Below are 19,578 nucleotides of genomic sequence, written 5' to 3'. Positions count from 1 at the left end.
CGCATCGATCGTCCTCGCTACCGGGCCTCACGCGACGGGCGGCTATCGGGATATCCCCTTTTTGCCGTTTAGTGCCGCTGCCTGAGTTGCAGAAGGCTTGATCAAACAGCGTGAACAGGTGTCTGCTTCGGGCAAGCTGGGTTAGTGCCCTGAGTGACCAAGTGTTGGGGGCAAGCGGACTGGCTGCTTTCTAATCCAGGCGCGGTCTGCAGGTCTGGAAGCAGGCGCTCGTCGATATCGACGTAGAATTTCGACATTCTAAGTCTAGCACATCTTGAGCAACAGCTCTCGTTTCCAGCCGCTGGCTGCACCTCCTAAAAGATCGCTTCATCATTTGTCGAACAGTTCGACGGCCAGCTTCGTGATCGCCCCGCTATCAATGCCGCCCGCTAAGCTATCCTCGGTCACAATCAGCCGCCCACCGGGATTGTCTGCGCTCCAAGGCGTGATCCCCTGCGCTTCATACCATTTCTTCTTACGCGCCCATCGCTCGCGATATTGCGGCTGACCCATCAGGCCGCAATGCTCCCAAAACCACGTCTCGGCGTCCTTTTCGACAGTAAAGTCTGGGAGTCGCAGCGCGCCCGATGCATCGGTTAGTGGTTTTTCGAAACTGTAGCGGATCCGCCCGTGCTGCTCGAGATCGTAGAGGATGTCGGCGATCACCAGCTCGGATTTGGAGCTGACGAGATCGCCGCGCTTGGTGGCGTGGATGAGATTAGCCGCCAGCCAACCGGTGCGGACGCCGCCGGGGCTCGTCACGGCTGCGTCGTACATGTCGGGTGCGCCGAACAGATTTGTCGAGCGCCGTTTCGTTTCGGAGAAGAAGTCGGAGCGAAGCCGCAGGTAGTGCGCAAACGGCCCTTGATGGAGAATCCAGACGCGCTCCTTCTGCCGGGTAAGGGCGGTGTAGAGCATCTCGCGGGTCAGCAGTCGGCTGTTATGTGGCAGCACGAGGATGACCGTGCCGAACTCTGAGCCTTGAGCCTTGTGAACGGTCACTGCATAGGCGAGCTCGAGATAGGGGCTGCCTTCTTCTGAAAAGTCGCTCTTGCGGAAGCTGTAACTTTCGCCGGGCTGAGAGGCGAACTCGACCTTGGTGTAGGTCGGTTTGTAGTTGCCCGCGTCGCCATTGACGATCCCGACCTCGCCATTGGCGAGATAGCCCTTGCGCTTGCCGTCGACATTGTTCCAGCGATTGCGCGGGTGGTTGCGCAGGCAGATGACTTTGTCGCCATAGGTGATCTGATCGGCGCCGCGCGGCTCGATCATCCGCCAGCCGTAACCGCGACGACGAGCCGTCGCCAGCCGCTCGGCGCGAATCGTTTGCTTCAAGAAGCGATTGAGCTCGGCCGAGCCGCTGGCCATATTGCGGTGCGCCGAGAGGATCTGCCAAGCCTCGGCGCGCTCGCCGCAGCCGCGGTTGAAATAGATGTGATTCCCGCTGGGCGTCCCGCCGAGCGAGCGTTCGATCTCCGCTTCGAGGGCGTCGCGCTCGGCGTCGAATTCGTCGCCAAGGACGTCGAGCAACTGCTCGCGCAGCTGCACGGGCGTGTCCCATTCGACGAGCTTTAAGCGGTCGCTCGCCTGCGCTTGGTCGATGATCCCGACGATCTCGTCCTCGCCAGGTTCGGCGGCACGCCCGGAGAACAGATTGGCGAGCTGGACGTCGGCAAGCGAGAGGGCAGGGACCAGGCCTGCGGCTGCCTGTCGTCGGCTGACGGTGAGGTCGGCGAGGCCCGCGCCGCCATGCTGCTTGCGCAGATGGGCGATGATGTCGACGAACGGGCGGCCGGCGCCGATCGGCGGCAGCTGCTGCGGGTCGCCGACCAGGATCAGCCGCGCCGATAAGGGCAGCGCGCTGCACAAGGCGGCCAACTGATCCTCGGTCAGCATCGAGCATTCATCGACTACGCAGGTCGTGACCGCGGCCGTCGGGCCATCGGCGATCACCGCATAATGGCCGGTTTTGGTGTTGTAGCGGCCATGTTCGAGCAGGAACTGCGCGAGCGTGCGCGCCTTGTCTGGACGCTTGGTTTGCTGCCCGAGACGTACCCGCGCCTTCCCGGTCGGGGCGAGCAACTGGACATCGTTGCCGACGAGCTTCTTCTGATCGAGGAAGATCTTGAGCAGCGTCGTCTTGCCGGTGCCCGCCGGCCCGGTCAGCACCGAGATCCGGCTGGCCTCGAGCACGGCGAGCGCCTTGATCTTCTCGTCTTGCGCCGCGCGTTCGTCGCTATCGCCGGCGACCGGCGCGCCAAATTGCGCCTCGACCAACGTGCGCCAGTCGATCGTGGCGACGCCGCTCGCCACCCGCGCATCGACATGCTGGCGAAGCACGTCGCGCGTGCCGACATAGCGCACGAGCTGGGCGAGCGTCGGGCCATCTTCGCTAAGGATCGCCACTTCGGGCGCGAAGTCGTCGGCGCAGATCTCGAGCGCGGTCGCGTCGACCGAGACCGGCGCCGACAACGGCAGCTCGGCGACGGCGGCATTGATTCGCGCGGCCGGCAGCACCGTGTGGCCGGCAGCAGCCGCACGTTCGAGCGCTTCGATGACCAGCGCGCGCAGCCGCAGCGGGTCTTCGGGCTCGGTCAGATCGACCGCGAGATCGTCGGGAAGCAACGGCCGGACCAATTTCGGGTCGGATGGATACAGGCTGCGGTCAACCGTGGTCAGGCTGATCGGCGTCTCGGTCAGGCGCGACGCTTCGTAAAGGCGATAGGGGTTGGCCAGGATGGCCTCGACCTCGTCACCATTGAACGCCGCCTGCGCCTGGTCGCGACTGAGCTCGAAGCTGGCCAGCAGCCGCAGCATCTTCGCGCCTTGCGGATCGGTGCGATGGAGGTGCTGCCAGCGCTTGCGCTGCATCGAGGTGAGGCGTGGCGCGCCCTCGGGCGGTTTGCGCGTGTCGGCGAAGATCGCGTCGACCACCGGCCAGGGATCGGCCCCGTCCTCGAGCTCGCCGGCGATGGCGTGAGCGAACAAAGTGCCGTTGAAATTGGGGTCGAAGCATGAGAGCGCGCTGCCAAGGCCGGGCGTCGGGCCTTGCATTGCCCAGAGCTCGCTCAGCTCGTTATCGATCCACGCGATGTACCGCGCCCAAGGCCCGGGCAGCACCTCGGCGGTCGCCTCGAGCGAAGCGCGCACCGCCTGCAGCGCGGTGATCGCGCTGCCATGAGTGACGTGATCGGTCCCGTAGAGAAATTGCTCATAAGCTTCCTCGGGCACTTCGGCGACGAGGCGCGAGGGATCGAGCTCGGGCTGCGTCGCCGCCTGTGCGATCAGCGCGTGATAGGGTAGGACGACACCGCCGAGCCAAGCGCCGTCCCCGTCGGGATCGGGTCGCAGTGAGTGCTGAAACGGTCGTTCCCAGATCATTGACCGCAGCCGTCCGGCGGCTTTGCCGCCTTCGTACGGATACTCCCCGACGCTGCCGAGCGTCTCCAACTTGGCGACGGCGACGATCTGGCGGCGTCCGGAATCGGTCAGCGGCGTCTGCTTGGCGTAGAAGAAGATGAGCGAGCCGGTTGGCGAGAGGCTGCGGCTGAAGCCGTCGAGAAGCGCCGCCTGATTGTCGCAATCTTGCACCCAGGCGGTGTGGACGATGAGATCGGGGGCCTCGCCTTCTTTGGGCTCGCGCGCCTCTTCGGCATCGATCCCGTGCGCCTCGGCGAGCGGCCAGGCATGCTCGCGCAGCATCCAGCGATAGGGCGTGAGCACGCCGCCATAGGCCGGCACCTGCACCGTCTGGGGCAGGATATGGCGATGTGCGTCGCTGTAGCGCGAATAGTCGAGTTCGGTCCTGAGCGGCAGGCCGAAGGGCGACAGGAAGGCGCCGCGCTCGGCGAGACAGGGCGGCAGCCGATCGAGCTCTTCGAACGCCTCGCCCGCGCATGCGGTCTCATAGGCGTCATCGCGACTTTCGGCGGTGCGCTTGAGCGCGAGACACGCCGAATTGGCGCGGACGTCGTTGCAGACGCGGCCGTTCCAGCCGCTGTCGTGCCATGGCACGCGCACCGAAAGATGACGAATATTGCCCCTGCCCAGAACCGCCACTCCCCCCAACGCGCTGATCGATGGCGCGAACTCAAAAGCAGACGCTACACAGCCGTTATGACCTTAACAATGGCGGGAAACTTCGCCAGATTGCGCTCGGGGAATTAGAACTTTTTGGGGGACAAGTGGCGTCGGTTTCTGTTGAGTCAGCCAATCCGGGCGGCGCGTTCGCCGCACTCGCCGCTTTCGTCGCCGATGAATGCGATCGCCGCCTGCGGGCGTACAGCGCGCAGCCCCGCGACGCGAACGAGCATTTTGAGACCGAGGTCGAAGTCCTCTCGGGCGGCTATGCCTATCGCCAGCTGTTCGAGCTGGTCCAGAACGCCGCCGACGCGATCGGCGAAGGCGGCGAGGAGCGCGGCCGTATCGAGGTGGTGCTTGACCGAAAGCGTCTGGCGGCGGCGAACACCGGCGCGCCGATCGATCAGGACGGAGTTGTCGCTCTCCTCAACGCGCGCAGCTCGTCGAAGCGCGCGGGCCAGATCGGCCGGTTCGGGATCGGCTTCAAGTCGCTGCTGAAATTGGGCGGGCAGGTCGACCTCGTCAGCCGCTCGATCGGGCTGCGCTTCGATCCGGTCTGGTGCCGCGGGCAGATCCGCGATCATCTCGGGCTCGCCGCTGACGCGCGCGCGCCGGGTATGCGCCTGGCGCAAGTGCTAGATCCAGCGGCGCCTGAGGGGCCGCTGCGCCGCCATGGCGCGTTCGACTGGGCGACCACCGTTGTGACCGCGGCGATCGAGCAGCCTGACGTCTACGACCGGCTCTCCGAAGAAATGGCAAGCTTCCCCGCCGAGTTCATCCTTTTCCTCGATGCCGATGTCGAACTCGTCCTCGAAACTGACGCGGGGCTGCGCCGGAAGATCACGCGTCGGCGCGAGGGTGAGATCTTTATCGTCGATGACGGCACGACCGAAAGCCGATGGCGGCTGTTCCAGACCAAGGTTCGCGTCACCGATCCCTCGGCGCTGTCCGACGCCCAGCATCTGCAGGCGCGAGAGGAAGTGCCGCTCGCCTGGGCGGTACCGCTCGGCGCGCGCGAGATTGCCGGGCGGTTCTGGGCCTTCTTTCCGACGCAGAGCGACACATTCGCGGCTGGCATCCTCAATGCGCCGTGGAAGCTGAACAGCGACCGCACCAATGTCATCGCCGGACCGTGGAACACTATCCTGATGGCCGAGGCAGCCGCGCTGATCGCAGCCAATATAGCGGCGTTGGCGACACCCGGCGACCCGGGCGCGCCGATCTCGGCGCTGCCCCGCCAGCTCGAACGCAAGGACGAGCTCGCCGCTTCCCTTGTTGAGCCGCTTTGGGCGGCGCTGATCAACCGGGCGATCGTCGCCGACGGCGCGGGTGACCTGCAGCAAGCCGCGACGCTCGGTCGCCATCCGCTGGTCGAGCCTGAAGCACTGCGCTGGTGGGCGGGCTTCGCGCCCACCGGGACGCGCGACCAGTTAGTTCATACCGCTTGCCAGTCGGGCCGGCGCCGGGCGGCTCGGCTCGAAGCGTTCGCGCGCGAAATCACCGAGCGGTCGGGCAAGGCGGCAACCCCGTCGCTACGGTCATGGGGCGAAACTGAATGGCTGGAGGCTGCCGCGACCGCTGACCCGGCGAACGCCGTCGCCTTCCTCCATTTCGTCGACGAGATTGTAAATGTCCGCAAATTGATGCCGCTGCAGCGCATCCGGCAGGCGCGGATCGTTCCGACAGTCGATGGGCGGCTGGTGACGCCGGCGCAGGCGATCCTGGCACCGGTGGCGTTGACGCCGGCCGGATTCAGCGCCGTCGCGTCGGCCGTGGGTGAAGACGCGCGCGCCCATGAGCTGCTGACCGCGACTTTCGGCGTCAAGGTGCTGTCTGACGATGTCTGGGGCCAGCTGCTCGAGCAATCGCTGGGTAGCGCGGTGTCGGGCGATGAAACCGCCTTATGGCTGACCTTTTGGGCCAATCTGGCCGAGGCGCCGCGCGCCGCGACCACCCAGTTCTTCGAGGAGGCGCATCTTGGCTCACTGCAGTTCCGCAATGTTTCCGGTGAGTTCAAGCCGCGCGACGAGTTGGTCGCGCTCGCGCCGGACGCACGCAAGGGGATCGCTGCGGCACTGCTGCTCGACACCGACTATCACGCCGCACACCGCGAGCGGCTGCCGGACGAGTTTTGGACGCCGTTCGGGCCGACCGACTGCGAATGGGTGAGCGAGTGGCCCGGCCTGAACTGGGCGCACATGAAGCCCTATCTGGACAAGGTGCAGCAGGTCGGCTGGCCAAAAATGCCCGGCAATCCGCAATATGGCAAAGTCGGCATCCTCGATCGCGATTACATCAAGATGCCCTCCAGCTGGCGGCTACTGCCGTCGCTTCCCGCCGACCACGCCGCGGCGCTCACCCTTCATTTGCTTGGGGGCATGGCGAACAGTCAGCGTGACCGCTTCCGGCCGGCCGCGCAGCCTGCGCCATGGCCCGCGATCAGCTATGGCCACCTCACGCGACGCGACCATTATCCGTCGCTGACCGCTGCGCATCCGCTGATGTTCTGGCTGTTCCGGTTCGGCACCTTTGCTGTCGGGAGCGCGCTAGTCCGACTGAAATGCCTCGACATTGATCTGGTCTCGGCCTTCGCCGCTGCCCAATTAGCCGGGGCACCGGCCTTGCTGCCGCTGTTCGAGGCACAAGCGGCTCAGGTCGACGTCCGGATCGCGCGCGATCGCGACGAGCTCGACTCCGCGTTGCGCGGCGCGTTCTGGCAAGCGGTGTTCGCGGCCCTCGAGGGGGCGTCAAAAGGGTTCGCAGAGTTGCGACCGGTTTGGGAGCAAGCGAGCGCACACCAGGAAGTGCCAGCTCGGGTGCCGACGCGCGCCGGGCCGTTGCCGCTAACTGAGATTTTCGTGGCGACCGACAACAATCCATTCGCGGCCAGTGACGACGACGGCCGCATCGTCATCTTGTCGAACGCGGCCGCTGAGCGATGGGCCAATGCGGGCGCGCGCGAACTTGACGCGCACAGCGAGGTCGAGGCCGGCTCGCAGCTCGGCGCCCCCTTGCTGCTGCGCGACATTTTTCCCGAGCTCAGCAATGTCCTGACTAGCCGCGCCGCCAAGCGCGCCGATGCGGTCTGGGTCGAAGGCCTGGTCGAAAAGGCCGGCCATCGTGTCTCCGAACCCGCGATCGCCCAAGACAGCACCGGTCTGATCATGATTGACCGGCAGCGCTTTCTTGCGCTCAGCTGGATTGAGGGTCGGGCGTTGTTGCTGCGCAGCCTGATTGCCTTCGGCTTGGTGCAAGGCGAGGTCGAGGCGCTGCTGAACCAGCTTCGCGGGGCACGCTCACGCGACGCCCGCGCCGCCGTGCGCGCCGCTGAAGGACTGCCGGCGCGCCTGCTCTGTGCGGTTGGCGGCACCGCCACGCCACTCATGGCCATTCTGCCCGAGCCGGTGGTGGATGCCATAGAGACTGGCCTTAGCGACAGCGCCATTGCCGAACTTGCGTTGGCGGTGTTCGGGCCAACGATTTTGGTCAAGCTTGCCGCCGTGCTCACCGCCGAGGGCCTCGACCCGCCGGGACGTTGGGGTGGCCCGGCCGCGCGCGAGTTTGTCACCGAGCTCGGCTTTCCGCTCGAATTTGGCACGAGCGCTTCGGTGCGTCGCGATGCGGAGCTGCTGGTTGGCGGACCATTGGCGCTGCCCGAGCTGCATGACTATCAACAGGACATTCTCGGCGGTCTCGAAACGCTGCTCGAGTCAGGTCTTGGCCGTCGCCGCGCCGTCGTCAGCCTTCCGACCGGTGGTGGCAAGACGCGCGTAGCCGCCGAGGCCGTTGTGCGCCTGGTGCTCAATCGCGACGGTCAGCGTAGCGCCTTATGGATCGCCCAAACCGACGAACTGTGCGAGCAGGCGGTACAATGCTTCCGCCAACTCTGGTCAAACGTCGGCGTTGAAGGCGAGGATTTGCGCGTGGTCCGGCTCTGGGGTGGCCAGAACAGCCCGGTGCCCCCCGAGGCCGGTGAAGCGATCGTCGTGGTGGCAAGTATCCAGACGCTCAACGCGCGGCTCGATCACAACAGCCTTGATTGGCTCAGCCAACCCGGGATCGTTGTCATCGACGAGTGTCACCATGCAATTGCCCCGAGCTACAGCTCGTTGTTGCGTTGGCTTGATGTGCAGACCGGCGGTGAAGCCGAGCGCGAGAACGAGCCGCCGGTGATCGGGCTTAGCGCCACCCCTTGGCGCGGCCGCGACGACGATGAATCGGCGCGTCTTGCGGCGCGGTTTGATCGACGCTGGTTGCCTGCCGACCAAGAGGGTCTTTATGATGAGCTGAGGAGGCGTCAGGTGCTGTCGGCGCTCACCTACAGCCCAATCACTTACGACCGCCCGTTCGAGCTGTCCGACACGGACATCCGCCACTTCGAGCAATATGGAGAGCTACCTGAGTCTGTGATGGAGGAGCTCGGCGCCGACCCCGACCGCAACGACGAGATCGTCAAGCGTGTGCTTGCCAGCAATGCGTCTTCAGTTCTGTTGTTCGCCAATTCGGTCAAACATGCTCAGTTCCTGGCCGCGAAGCTCCATCTGCTCGGCTGCCCAGCAGGGGCGGTCAGCGGCGAAACCGATCGGCTCGCGCGCCAGCATTTCATACGTCGATTTCGGTCGGGCGAATTACGAGTCCTTTGCAACCACAGCGTGCTGACCACCGGATTCGACGCCCCACGCTCCGACATGATTTTGATCTCTCGGCCAGTGTTTAGCCCAGTCCGCTACATGCAGATGGTCGGCCGCGGCCTGCGCGGTACGGCAAATGGCGGAACTGAAACCTGCGAGGTGGCTACCGTTGAGGACAACATCCTCAATTATCGTGACAGACTGGCTCACCAATTTTGCCGGCGTTTTTTTGAGAGCGGGTCGTGAGGCCTTAGCCACGCTGGTAGAGCGCAAGCGATGAGTGCGCGCCCTCTACACACAAGAGCAGCCTGCCTCTGCGGGCCTCAATTCCTGCCTTCAAACGTCTCGGGACCAACGGCCACTTTCCGTGAGCGAGTAAGCGCTCCGGCGTGAACGGATTAGGTCTGCTCGGATGACCGGCGACTGCGGGTAAAGCGCCAGACTAGAGTTGTCTCACAAACGATCGGGGCTGTTGAAATACACCGGACACGTTGACCTGACCCCTGTGTTGCACTCCCGGGGTTGAGGGAGTGAGGCCATGATGGGCACGAGCTGCGACCGTGGGCGGTCGGGACCCGGTTCCCGCACCATAGAAGCCATGTTGCCGCGTGACCACCTTCTCCGGCGCGTGGACCGGCTGCTCGAAATGGGCAAGCTCAGGGCGGCTCTGTCGTCGCACTACAGTGCGCGCGGTCGGCCGTCGGTGGATCCCGAGTTGCTGATCCGTATGGCGTTGATCGGCCGCATCTATGCGATCACGTCCGAGCGCCGGTTGTGCGAGGAGCTGCGCTACAACCTCGCTTATCGCTGGTTCTGCCGTCTGGCGCCCGGCGCGGCTGTCCCGCACCACTCCACCTTCAGCAAAAACCGGCACGGGCGATTTCGAGACGCCGGCGTGTTCCGGCTTTTGTTCGAGAACACGGTGCGGCGCTGCCTTGCGAAGGGGCTGGTCTCCGGCAAGGACGCTGCGATCGACGCCTCGTTTATCGCCGCGGACGCGAGCTGGCAGCGCAAGGTCTTGCCGGCCAATCTGCCCGACGCGAGCAGGGCAAGTCGCCCTGTGCGCGAGTGGCTTGCCGATCGGACGCGGGTGCCGGAGCCGCTGACCGGGACGGGCAAGGGTTTCCCAAGTGTTTCGCGGACCGATCCCGCGGCGGCCTGGTCGGCGCGAACGGTGCGAGGGCGGTTCGGCTATGCCCTCAACGTCATGATCGACACGCCAGGCGGAGCCGCGCTCGAAGTCGAGGCAACCCCCGCCCGCTTCGCGGAAGAGGTGGCGGCGGGTCGTGACATGCTGGCGCGAGCTGCCGATCGGTTCGGTTATCGGCCCAAGCGGGTCGCCGCGGATAAGGCTTATGGGAGCGCCGCGTTTCTCGCCTTCGTGCGCGACCAGGGCGCGCTGCCTCACATCCCCGTGATCGACCGCTCCGAACAGACCAGGGGCAAGTTCCCGCGCGAAGCGTTCACCTACGATCGCGGTCGCGACTGCTTCACCTGCCCTGCGGGCAAAGCACTGGCGCACCGCGGCTTCCATCAACCCACTGGAGTGCACCGCTACAGGGCGCGACCTGACGATTGCCGGGCGTGTTCGCTGCGCCAGCAATGCACGAGCGCTCGTGGGCGTGCCCTGTGTCGCATGGAGAACGAGGATGCCCGCGACCTTGCCCGGGCCCAGATGCGGACCGGTCTCTTCAAACGATCCATGCGGCTGCGCCGAGGGGTCGAGCGCCTGTTCGCCGATGCAAAGGTGAAGCATGGCATGGGGCGGCTGCATCTCCGCGGAATCCGAGGCGCGGAAGAGGAGTTTCTGATCGGCGCGGCGGTGCTCAACCTGCTGCTGCTGGCTAGGCCCGATCATGCCGGTTCCCGCTCGCTCGCGGGGAAGTGACGGTAGAAGGTCGAACGACCGACCTGAAGCAGCTTCGCCACCTTGGCGGGCTTGTCGCCCGCGGCGAGCAGCTTGCGCGCGGTGTCGAGCATGTCGGGGGTCATCACCGATTTGCGGCCTCCGCCGGTGCCGCCCTTCGCCCGTGCTGCCGCCAACCCGGCGATGGTCCGCTCCTTGATCAGCTCGCGTTCCATCTCGGCGACCGAGGCGAGTATGTGAAACAGGAGTCGGCCCGAGGACGTGGAGGTGTCGAAGCCATCCGTCAGCGAACGGAAATGGACCTTGCGTGCCGACAGGTCGGCCGCCAGCTCGATCAGCCCCTGGATCGAGCGGCCGAGCCGGTCGAGCTTCCAGATCACCAGCGTGTCGCCGGCCCGCACGAAGTCGAGCGCTTCCGTCAGGCCCGGTCGGGTCGTCTTCGCGCCGCTCGCTTTGTCGGTGAACAGCTTCTCGCATCCGGCCTTGGTCAGCGCATCGGTTTGCAGCGTCAGATCCTGATCGGCGGTCGAGACACGCGCATAGCCGATCAGCACTTGTCCCGTAACTCCATCCCGAACCGCCAGTTTCGGGACTCATATTTCGGGAACAGGTTTTGGGAAAGCGAAATCTGCTGTTGAGGCCCTATGAGGCGGCCCAGCCGACCGTCCCGCTGAACGTTCCCAATCGGGAAGGCTGATAACCGGCTCACCCATGGAATAAACCCGGGCGAGCGTCGTCTATGCTTTCAGGACTGATGCGCCGGAGGCTTATGCATAGACGAAACTGGATGCTGGGTCTGACTGCTCCGGCCCTACTTACAGGCGCAGCCGCGGCCTCCCCTGCCGATGGCTACGCCAGCATAGTGTCTGCCGCGATGGACCGGATGATGGCGGGCATGATGGTCAAGCCGTCCGGCGACGTCGACCGCGACTTCGTGGCGATGATGCTCCCGCATCATCAGGGCGCCATCGATATGGCGGTGGCGGAGCTGCGCTATGGCCATAACGAGCAGCTCAAGCGCATCGCGCAGGAGATCATCATCGACCAGCAGCAGGAGATCGCCGCCATGAAGCTGGCGATCGGTCAGCCGCTACCCCCTTCGACGCCAGCCCCGACGCAGGGCGGCGACCACCATAGCCCTATGGAGCACTGACATGATCCGGACCATCCTGCGCTCGGCCGCCTTGCTGATGAGCGCCGCACCGGGCCTCGCCATGGCCCAGCAGGCGCCGTGGAACGCTAAGGACATGCCCGTCAGCCACCGCGACCGCGTCTATGCGTCTGAACAATTCTCCAACACGGTGTCGGTGACGGACCCGGCCGACAACCGGCTGCTCGGCGTCATCAAGCTCGGCGATCCGCAGCCGATGAACTTTTCGCCGCTCTACAAGGGACAGGTGCTGGTCCACGGCCTCGGCTTCTCGCCGGACGGGAAGACCTTGGCGGTCGTGTCGATCGGATCGAACGCCGTGTCGTGGATCGACACCGCCACCAACACGGTCAAACACACGACCTATGTCGGGCGCAGTCCGCACGAGGCGTTCTTCACGCCAAACGGCAAGGAGGTGTGGGTCACGGTCCGCGGCGAGGATTATATCGCCGTGCTCGACCCCACGACGTACAAGGAGACGGGGCGCATCAAGACGCCCGGTGGTCCGGGCATGACGATCTTCTCTCCCGATGGCCGGTACGGCTATGTCTGTTCGTCGTTCAATCCGGTGCTGGCCGTGTTCGATGTCGCGACCCACGCGCAGGTCGGACAGGTGGCACAGCCAAGCCCGTTCTGTCCCAATATTGCCGCGACGCCGGACGGCAAGCAGGTGTGGTTCACGCTGAAGGACATCGGCAAGACGGTCGCATTCGATGCGAGACCACCCTTCGCGATCCTGAAGGTGCTGGATACCGGGCCGATCACCAACCATGTCAACTTCGCCCGCACGGCCAAGGGGCAGTTCGCCTATGTGACGGTCGGCGGAGAGAATGCGGTGAAGGTGTTCCGCACATCCGACTTCGCGCCCGTCGCCACCATCCCGGTCGGCAAGATGCCGCACGGTGTCTGGCCATCGGGCGACGGCCGGCGCATCTACGTCGGGCTGGAGAATGCCGATGAGCTCGCCGCGATCGACACCGCTGGCAACACGGTCGTTGCCACCGTGCCGGTCGGACAGGCACCGCAGGCGATCGCCTATGTGTCGAACGCAGTTCCGACAGGCCCCGGCACCGACAATCTCCAGCCGCTCGGCACGGCCGGCAAGGCGTTGCATCTGACCATGGGGCCGATCGGCGGCAAAGGTACAGCAAGCAGCATCACCCTCTTCGACCAGGGCATCATTCAGGTCGTGCAAAGTGCCGTTACCGGTTTGCAGCCCAAAAAGCCTTACATGCTCGTGCTGACCGCCAATGCGGACGGCAGTGGTGCGGTAGAGCCGCTTGCGAACTTCATGAGCAACCCGGCAGGTGCGGCGATCGTCAACGCATCGGGTCCGATCCGGCAGATCGTTCAGGGCAGCACCGCGACACCCCGGCGCTTTCTGGCGGTTGCGGAGGTGGTGAACGGCGCGCCGGGGCGCATCGTGCAGGTGCAGCGCGACTGAGATGGACCCGCTTGCCGCCGCGATCGAACCGCTGATCCCCGGGCTGCGCCGCTATGCCCGGTCGTGGTTGCGCGACCGGGTGATGGCGGATGACGTGGTGCAGGATTGCCTGGAGCGCGCGGTCGGGCGCTGGCGACAGCGACGGGGTGCGGAGGTCCGCCCGTGGGTCTATGCGATCCTGCACAATTTGTTGGTCGATCATCAGCGGCAGCATAGCCGGCGAGGTACGGCGGTTCCGCTCCACCTCGTGGACGACGCCGCGCTCGGCCGCCCGGCCGATCAGGACACAGGCCTGCACCACCGCGACCTGCTGCGCGCGCTTGATGCGTTGCCTGAAGAACAGCGAACGGTGCTGCTCCTGGTCTCGGTCGAGGGCCTGCCCTATGCGGAGGTCGCTGCCGTAGCCGGCGTGCCGCTGGGCACGGTAATGTCGCGCATATCGCGGGGGCGCGACCGTCTGGCGACACTCCTCCGGGAGGGTGAACGGCCGCGATTGAGGAGCGTGCAATGACCAGCCCGATCGGCGAGGACGATCTGGCCGCATGGATCGATGGCAGGTTGTCGCCCGAGCGGCAGCGCCTGGTTGACGCCTACCTTAAAGGCCAGCCGGATCTGCATGCCCGTTTGCGGGAGCAGGCGGAGCAGGCGCGAGCCCTCGCATCCCTGTTCACCACGATCGCGGACGAACCCATTCCGGCGACGATGCGCGTGGCAGCGATCAGGGGACGGCAAAGGCAACCGCGTTGGCAACTCGCCATTGCCGCGTCACTTCTGCTGGCGTTGGGGTTTGGCGGGGGCTGGTCGAGCGCGCGGTGGAGCGGTGAACCCCGCGCGGGCATCGCGGCGCTGGCCAACGAGGCGAGTGACAATTTCCGTGTCTATGCCGCCGACCGGATACGACCGGCGGAAATCGGCCCCGACCAGCGCGCCATGCTGATCCGGTGGACCTCCGCCCGACTGGGTGAGCGCGTCACCATCCCGGACCTCAGCACAGCCGGCTATCGCTATGGCGGGGGGCGATTGGTCGCGACGCCTCACGGCCCTGCGGCACTGCTCCTCTACGACGGACCGCAAGCGTCGAAACTCGCGGTGCTGACGAGGCCTATGCAGATCGACAAGACCGCGAGCATGACCAGCACGTCCAGCGGGACCATGGGCCGGGTCACATGGGCGGTTGATGGGATCGGCTATAGTGTGGTGGGCGAGCGACCCGCGGCCGAGTTGCATCCGATCGCCGACGAGGTCCGGCGCCAGGCCGATGCGGCGCTGGTGTCCTGATTGCACCTTGCCGCTTCCCGACGCCGACAGGCACCGGGCGATCCAGCGGGATCACGGCTTGCGCTCGACGTCCTTCCTGTCGGCCTCGGCCGGCGTCCGGCGAGCCCGCTCGCGGATGCGGCGTTCCAGCGGCGCACCGACGAACAGGACGAGCATTGCAAGGCTCACCCCGCCGATGATGAGCGGCCACACTGCCAACCCCGCTGCCGCGCCGATCGTGGCCGTCACCCAGATGCACGCGGCGGTCGCCAATCCATGCACTTCCTGACCCTGGCCGACCCGCAGCACCGCGCCGGCACCGATGAAACCGACGCCTGTCAGAATGCCCTGCATCGCCCGCCCTGCGGCGTCGGCGTTTACATTTGGCAGGCCACTATGCACGACCGCCTGCACGGCGATGCAGCTCGCCAGACCGACCAGACCCAGCGTTCGCAAGCCCATGATCTGCCGGTTCTCGCGCGAGCGTTCCCAGCCGAGCACCATCCCGGCCGCGGTCGCCACCACCAGCCGCCCGATCGCATCGATCCAGAAGCCGATGTCCGATGCCCCTGACGCTTCGATCATTCGACCAGCACGTGGACGTGATGCCAGGCGGTGCACAGATAGCCGGCGAAGTTCCACATCGTGTCCGGCCGTTCGGGCTGTCCCTGTCCAGCCCCGTCGAAGGCGCGCACGACAAGGTGCTGGCGACCTTTGGCAAGCGTGGCGTCGAGGGTCCAGCGCCGCCAACCCCAGTGCGTCTCCGGATCATCGGCGAACGTCGCCTGTTGCCACTCGCGACCACCGTTTACCGACACTTCGACCCGAGAGACGCGGCGATCATAGGCGATGGCATAGCCCTCGATCCGCACCTCCCCGGCCGGCAGGCTTTCGCCAGAGCCGGGCACGCAGATCGCGGCGTTGAGCGGCATGGCATTGATGGTCAGACCCCGGCTCCAGTCGACGGTGTCGCTCGTCACATCGGCGGGAAACAGCTTGTAGTCGTGCGCCTGGATCGGTGCGTCGGAAGGCATGTCTCGCACCTCGATCCGTGTCAGCCATTTGGCGCTGCGCACGCCGGCATAGCCCGGCACCACCATGCGGAGCGGTGCGCCGTGTTCGGGCGTCAGCGGCTCGCCGTTCATCGCCCAGACGAGGAGGACGTCGGGCTGCCGCGCCTTGCTCATGGCGATCGATACCCCGAACAAGGCTTCCTCGCCCTCCACGTCCACCTCGTCCGCGCCGGTGAACGCCACGAACAGGTCGGACGCATCAGGTGCGCCGACCGCATCGAGCACATCGGCCAGGCGTACGCCGGTCCACTCTGCATTGCCGATCGCGCCGACATCCCAAGGATCACCCGACGTTTTTCCGACCTGCTGGAGGTCAGTGCGCCGGTTGCCGGCGCACTGGAGAACTGCCGTCACCGTCCGCGTGGGGAACGTAGCTTTCAGTTCCTCTACCGAGAAAGAGCGGCTCGCCATGCCCGTCCCGCTCACCTCGATCCGATGATTGGCGGGCAGATCCGGCACTGGCCCGTGGCTGCGCACGTAGAACAGCGCCTGCGGCGTCAGGAACCGCTCGATCAACGCACTGGGCGTCGGCTCGGCGTTGTAGGGATCGGATTTGCGCTCGATCATATCGGTCATGGACGAACAAACGCCGCGGGCACGCGGATCGCTTCAAGTCTTCAAGACCATCACAGACGAAAGGCTGCCGATCGTTCCGATATCCAGATTGGAATGAGCAGATCAAACGGTTGGTCGTATCGATCAGATTGCGCGATATAAGCTGCATGACCCTGGAGCAGCTCAGAATATTCGTCGGTGTCGCGGAGCGCGAACACGTCACCAAGGCAGCGGAGGTGCTGAACGTCACGCAGTCTGCTGCCTCCGGCGCGATTGCTGCCCTCGAAGCGCGCTACGGGGTTCCTCTGTTTCACCGCGTCGGGCGTGGCATCCAGCTGACCGAAGCAGGCCGCGGCTTTCTGGAGGAAGCGCGCGCGGTGCTGGGGCGGGCAGCGCATGCCGAGACGATGCTGGCGGACTATGCCGGGCTTGCCCGTGGTTCATTGCGGATCGTCGCCAGCCAGACGATCGCGAGCTACTGGTTGCCGGCAAAGCTCGCCGCCTTCCACGAACGCCACCCGCAGATCGCGGTTGAGCTCGCGATCGACAACACCGAAGGTGCGGCAGCGCAGGTCCTGAGCGGCGCGGCGGAACTCGGCTTTGTCGAGGGCGAGGTGGACGAACCGGCACTCGCCCACTGGACTGTCGGGCGTGATCCGATGGTGCTGGTCGGCCGCGAGGACGCCGAACGTGTCGACGAGGCCTGGCTGCGCACTGAACGCTGGATCGTCCGTGAGCTGGGATCCGGTACGCGCTCGACCTTCGAGGACGTGCTGCGAACGCGCGGGTTTGATCCGGCCCAGCTGACGATAGCGATGACGCTGCCGTCCAACGAGGCGGTGCGTACCGCGGTCGAGGCCGGTGCCGGCGTTGCCGTCTTGTCGCGATTGGTCGTAGCTCGTGCGCTCAAGGCCGGTGACCTTGTCGAGCTGCCGCTCGGGCTGCCCGACCGCGCCTTTCACGCGCTGCGCCACAAGGAACGCTATCGCACCCGCGCGGCCGACGCGCTGACGGACCTCATCAAGGAGCAGGTCGCATGACTGCCGACACGCACTCCGTTCTGAGCGGCCTCAAGCCGCTCAGCCGGCTCGATCACCCCCGCGAGATGATCCGCCAGTTCACGCCCAACTGGTTCGCCGCGACGATGGGCACGGGCATCCTCGCGCTCGCACTGCCGCAGGTACCCGGCATTGGACCCTCGCTGAAGCCATTCGGCGAGGTGTTGTGGTTCTTCAACATCGCACTCTTCGCGCTGTTCGCCGGCCTCTATGGCGCGCGCTGGGTGATGTTCGGGCATGAGGCGCGGCGCATCTTCGGGCACAACACCGTGTCAATGTTCATCGGGACCATCCCGATGGGGCTGGCGACAATCATCAACGGCTGCCTCGCCTTCGGCATCGCGCGGTTCGGGAATGGCATCGTACCGGTCGCGCAGGTCTTGTGGTGGATCGACGTCGCCATGTCGCTCGCCTGCGGCGTGCTGATCCCGTACCTGATGTTCACCCGCCACGAGCATAGCCTGGACGGCATGACCGCGGTATGGCTGCTGCCGGTCGTCGCTGCCGAAGTGGCGGGTGCCAGCGGCGGGCTGCTCGCGCCGCATCTGGCCGATCCCCACGCGCAGCTAGTCACGCTTGCGACCTCCTATGTGCTGTGGGCCTATTCGGTGCCGGTCGCGTTTGGCATCCTCGCCATCCTCATCCTGCGCATGGCACTCCATAAGTTGCCGCATGAAAGCATGGCGGCATCCTCCTGGCTGGCGCTGGGGCCGATCGGCACGGGTGCTCTGGGCATGCTGGTGCTCGGGGCAGATGCGCCGGCGATCCTCGCGGCGCACGGGTTGGCCGATGTCGGTAGCGTCGCTCAAGGGATCGGCGTTGTCGCCGGACTCTGCCTGTGGGGTTTCGGCCTGTGGTGGCTGGCGCTCGCGACGCTTATCACCATCCGCTACTGGCGCGCTGGTGTGCCGTTCAACCTGGGCTGGTGGGGCTATACCTTTCCGCTCGGCGTCTACACCGTCGCCACCTTCCGCCTCGGCACGACGCTGAACCTCGGCTTCTTCGGCATAGCTGGCACGGTGCTGACAGTCGCGCTTGCGGCGATGTGGCTGCTGGTCGGTGCCAAGACGCTGGCTGGCGCATGGCGGGGCAACCTGTTCGTCTCGCCCTGCATCGCCACCCCGAACTGATCCGCCGTGGTGATCGGATCAGTCGGTTCGATCACTTGCAGAACGCCCCTTCGATCCGCCAGCGTGGCTGGCCACAGGAGAGCCTTGTCATGGACAATTTCGACGCCGGGCTGGCGAGTGAGACCAGCCGTCGCCGCTTTCTTAGGCATGCCGCGCTCGGCAGCGCCGGCCTTGCCGCAGCACCTGCGCTGGCACAGCAGCTCGTCGACCTGAAGCTGCCTGGCGGCAATGCCGAACGGCCGATGACCAGCGCCTTTCCCGGCAAGGGCAGCATGATCCTCCAGCGTGTCCATCCGCCTTTGCTGGAAACGCCGATGGACGTGTTCGACAAGTCGGTGTTCACGCCCAACGACCAGTTCTTCGTCCGCTGGCACTGGGCCGACATCCCGACCTCGATCGATGTCGAGACTTTCCGCCTCAACGTCTTCGGCCACGTCAACCGACCGCTGTCGATCAGCCTCGCCCAGCTGCTGCGCCTGCCGCGGGTCGAGATGGCGGCGGTCAACCAATGCTCGGGAAACAGCCGTGGGCTGTTCCAGCCACGTGTTGCCGGCGCGCAATGGGGCAACGGCGCGATGGGCAATGCCAAATGGCTCGGTGTGCGCCTGCGCGACGTGCTCGACCTCGCCGGGGTCAAGACAGGCGCGGTGCAGGTGCGCTTCGGTGCGCTCGATCAACCGGTCGTGGCGGGCGCCCCTGACTTTGAGAAGGCGCTCGACATCGACCATGCCCGCGACGGCGAAGTGATGATCGCCTTCGGCATGAACGGCGAGCAGCTGCCGCTCCTCAATGGCTTTCCCTGCCGGCTGATCGTGCCGGGCTGGTACTCGACCTATTGGGTCAAGATGCTGAACGCGATCGAGGTACTGCCCGGCCCTGACGACCAGTATTGGATGGCCAAGGCCTACAAGATCCCCGCGACGCCGGGCGCGAATGTCGCGCCCGGCGCCAGAGACTTCCCGACTGTCCCCATCAACCGCATGATCCCGCGCAGCTGGATGACCAGCCTGCCCGATGGCCAGACGATAGCCTATGAGGCATCGATCCCGGTCGGCGGGATCGCGATGGGCGGCGATTGCGGCGTCGCCAAGGTCGATGTGTCGTCGGACGGTGGCCGCACCTGGTACAGGACGACGCTCGGCGCGGACGAGGGCAGGTACAGCTTCCGGCGCTGGGATGGTCGCGTGCCGCTGCGACGCGGGCCCAACCCCATCATGGTGCGCTGCTGGAATACCAACGGCGTCGCCCAGCCGATGAAGCCGATCTGGAACCCGGGCGGGTTCATGCGCGGCAACATTGAGACCACCACCATCATCGCGGCTTGAGGAGCGAG

General features: G+C 65.7%; 13 protein-coding genes. 9 read left to right on the top strand and 4 right to left on the bottom strand.

What is annotated here, in order from left to right:
* Nucleotides 1-330: 330 nt before the first annotated feature.
* Entirely contained in the window at nt 331-4,059 is a 3,729-nt protein-coding gene (locus tag BM360_RS12105) for an AAA family ATPase (protein WP_131819264.1), read from the bottom strand.
* Nucleotides 4,060-4,079: 20 nt separating this feature from the next.
* On the opposite strand from BM360_RS12105, the gene BM360_RS12100 reads away from it, so the two are divergent.
* Both BM360_RS12100 and BM360_RS12095 read left to right on the top strand, forming a co-directional pair.
* Nucleotides 4,080-8,957 (top strand): DEAD/DEAH box helicase, encoded by a 4,878-nt coding sequence (locus tag BM360_RS12100; protein ID WP_093314942.1) that lies wholly within the window; start codon nt 4,080-4,082, stop codon nt 8,955-8,957.
* A gap of 292 nt (nt 8,958-9,249) precedes the next feature.
* On the top strand, nt 9,250-10,599 hold the full coding sequence (locus BM360_RS12095) for a transposase (RefSeq protein ID WP_207544588.1): 1,350 nt from the start codon (nt 9,250-9,252) through the stop codon (nt 10,597-10,599).
* On the opposite strand, the gene BM360_RS12090 is transcribed toward BM360_RS12095, so the two are convergent.
* Nucleotides 10,566-11,132: a recombinase family protein gene (locus BM360_RS12090; RefSeq protein WP_093008097.1), complete on the bottom strand. Its 567-nt coding sequence runs from the start codon at nt 11,130-11,132 to the stop codon at nt 10,566-10,568. The genes BM360_RS12095 and BM360_RS12090 overlap by 34 nt on opposite strands.
* Nucleotides 11,133-11,317: 185 nt before the next feature.
* On the opposite strand from BM360_RS12090, the gene BM360_RS12085 reads away from it, so the two are divergent.
* From BM360_RS12085 to BM360_RS12070, 4 genes are read left to right on the top strand one after another with little or no spacing between them, the layout of a single operon-like run.
* Entirely contained in the window at nt 11,318-11,731 is a 414-nt protein-coding gene (locus BM360_RS12085; protein WP_479725489.1) for a DUF305 domain-containing protein, read from the top strand.
* Nucleotide 11,732: 1 nt separating this feature from the next.
* Complete coding sequence (locus BM360_RS12080) at nt 11,733-13,172, top strand: YncE family protein (protein ID WP_058733715.1); 1,440 nt, start codon at nt 11,733-11,735, stop codon at nt 13,170-13,172.
* 1 nt (nt 13,173) lies between these two features.
* Nucleotides 13,174-13,683 carry an RNA polymerase sigma factor gene (locus tag BM360_RS12075; RefSeq protein ID WP_093008095.1) on the top strand — a complete coding sequence of 170 codons (510 nt, stop codon included), beginning with the start codon at nt 13,174-13,176 and terminating at the stop codon, nt 13,681-13,683.
* Nucleotides 13,680-14,450 (top strand): anti-sigma factor family protein, encoded by a 771-nt coding sequence (locus BM360_RS12070; RefSeq protein ID WP_058733713.1) that lies wholly within the window; start codon nt 13,680-13,682, stop codon nt 14,448-14,450. The genes BM360_RS12075 and BM360_RS12070 overlap by 4 nt, the downstream gene beginning before the upstream one ends.
* 51 nt (nt 14,451-14,501) lie before the next feature.
* Here BM360_RS12070 and BM360_RS12065 read toward each other — a convergent pair whose 3' ends face one another.
* Both BM360_RS12065 and BM360_RS12060 read right to left on the bottom strand, forming a co-directional pair.
* Complete coding sequence (locus BM360_RS12065) at nt 14,502-15,014, bottom strand: MgtC/SapB family protein (protein WP_093008093.1); 513 nt, start codon at nt 15,012-15,014, stop codon at nt 14,502-14,504.
* On the bottom strand, nt 15,011-16,078 hold the full coding sequence (locus BM360_RS12060; protein WP_058733711.1) for a molybdopterin-dependent oxidoreductase: 1,068 nt from the start codon (nt 16,076-16,078) through the stop codon (nt 15,011-15,013). The genes BM360_RS12065 and BM360_RS12060 overlap by 4 nt, the downstream gene beginning before the upstream one ends.
* Nucleotides 16,079-16,224: 146 nt before the next feature.
* On the opposite strand from BM360_RS12060, the gene BM360_RS12055 reads away from it, so the two are divergent.
* The 3 genes from BM360_RS12055 to BM360_RS12045 all read left to right on the top strand — a co-directional run bounded on the left by BM360_RS12055 (nt 16,225) and on the right by BM360_RS12045 (nt 19,570).
* Complete coding sequence (locus BM360_RS12055; protein ID WP_058733710.1) at nt 16,225-17,097, top strand: LysR family transcriptional regulator; 873 nt, start codon at nt 16,225-16,227, stop codon at nt 17,095-17,097.
* Entirely contained in the window at nt 17,094-18,245 is a 1,152-nt protein-coding gene (locus BM360_RS12050) for a TDT family transporter (RefSeq protein WP_093008091.1), read from the top strand. The genes BM360_RS12055 and BM360_RS12050 overlap by 4 nt, the downstream gene beginning before the upstream one ends.
* A gap of 89 nt (nt 18,246-18,334) precedes the next feature.
* The gene (locus tag BM360_RS12045; RefSeq protein WP_093008089.1) at nt 18,335-19,570 is read left to right on the top strand and encodes a molybdopterin-dependent oxidoreductase; all 1,236 of its coding nucleotides are present in this window, start codon (nt 18,335-18,337) and stop codon (nt 19,568-19,570) included.
* Nucleotides 19,571-19,578: the final 8 nt, after the last annotated feature.

The organism is Sphingomonas jatrophae (assembly GCF_900113315.1).
Lineage (GTDB): Bacteria > Pseudomonadota > Alphaproteobacteria > Sphingomonadales > Sphingomonadaceae > Sphingomonas_P > Sphingomonas_P jatrophae.
This window is presented reverse-complemented; position numbering and strand designations above follow the sequence as displayed.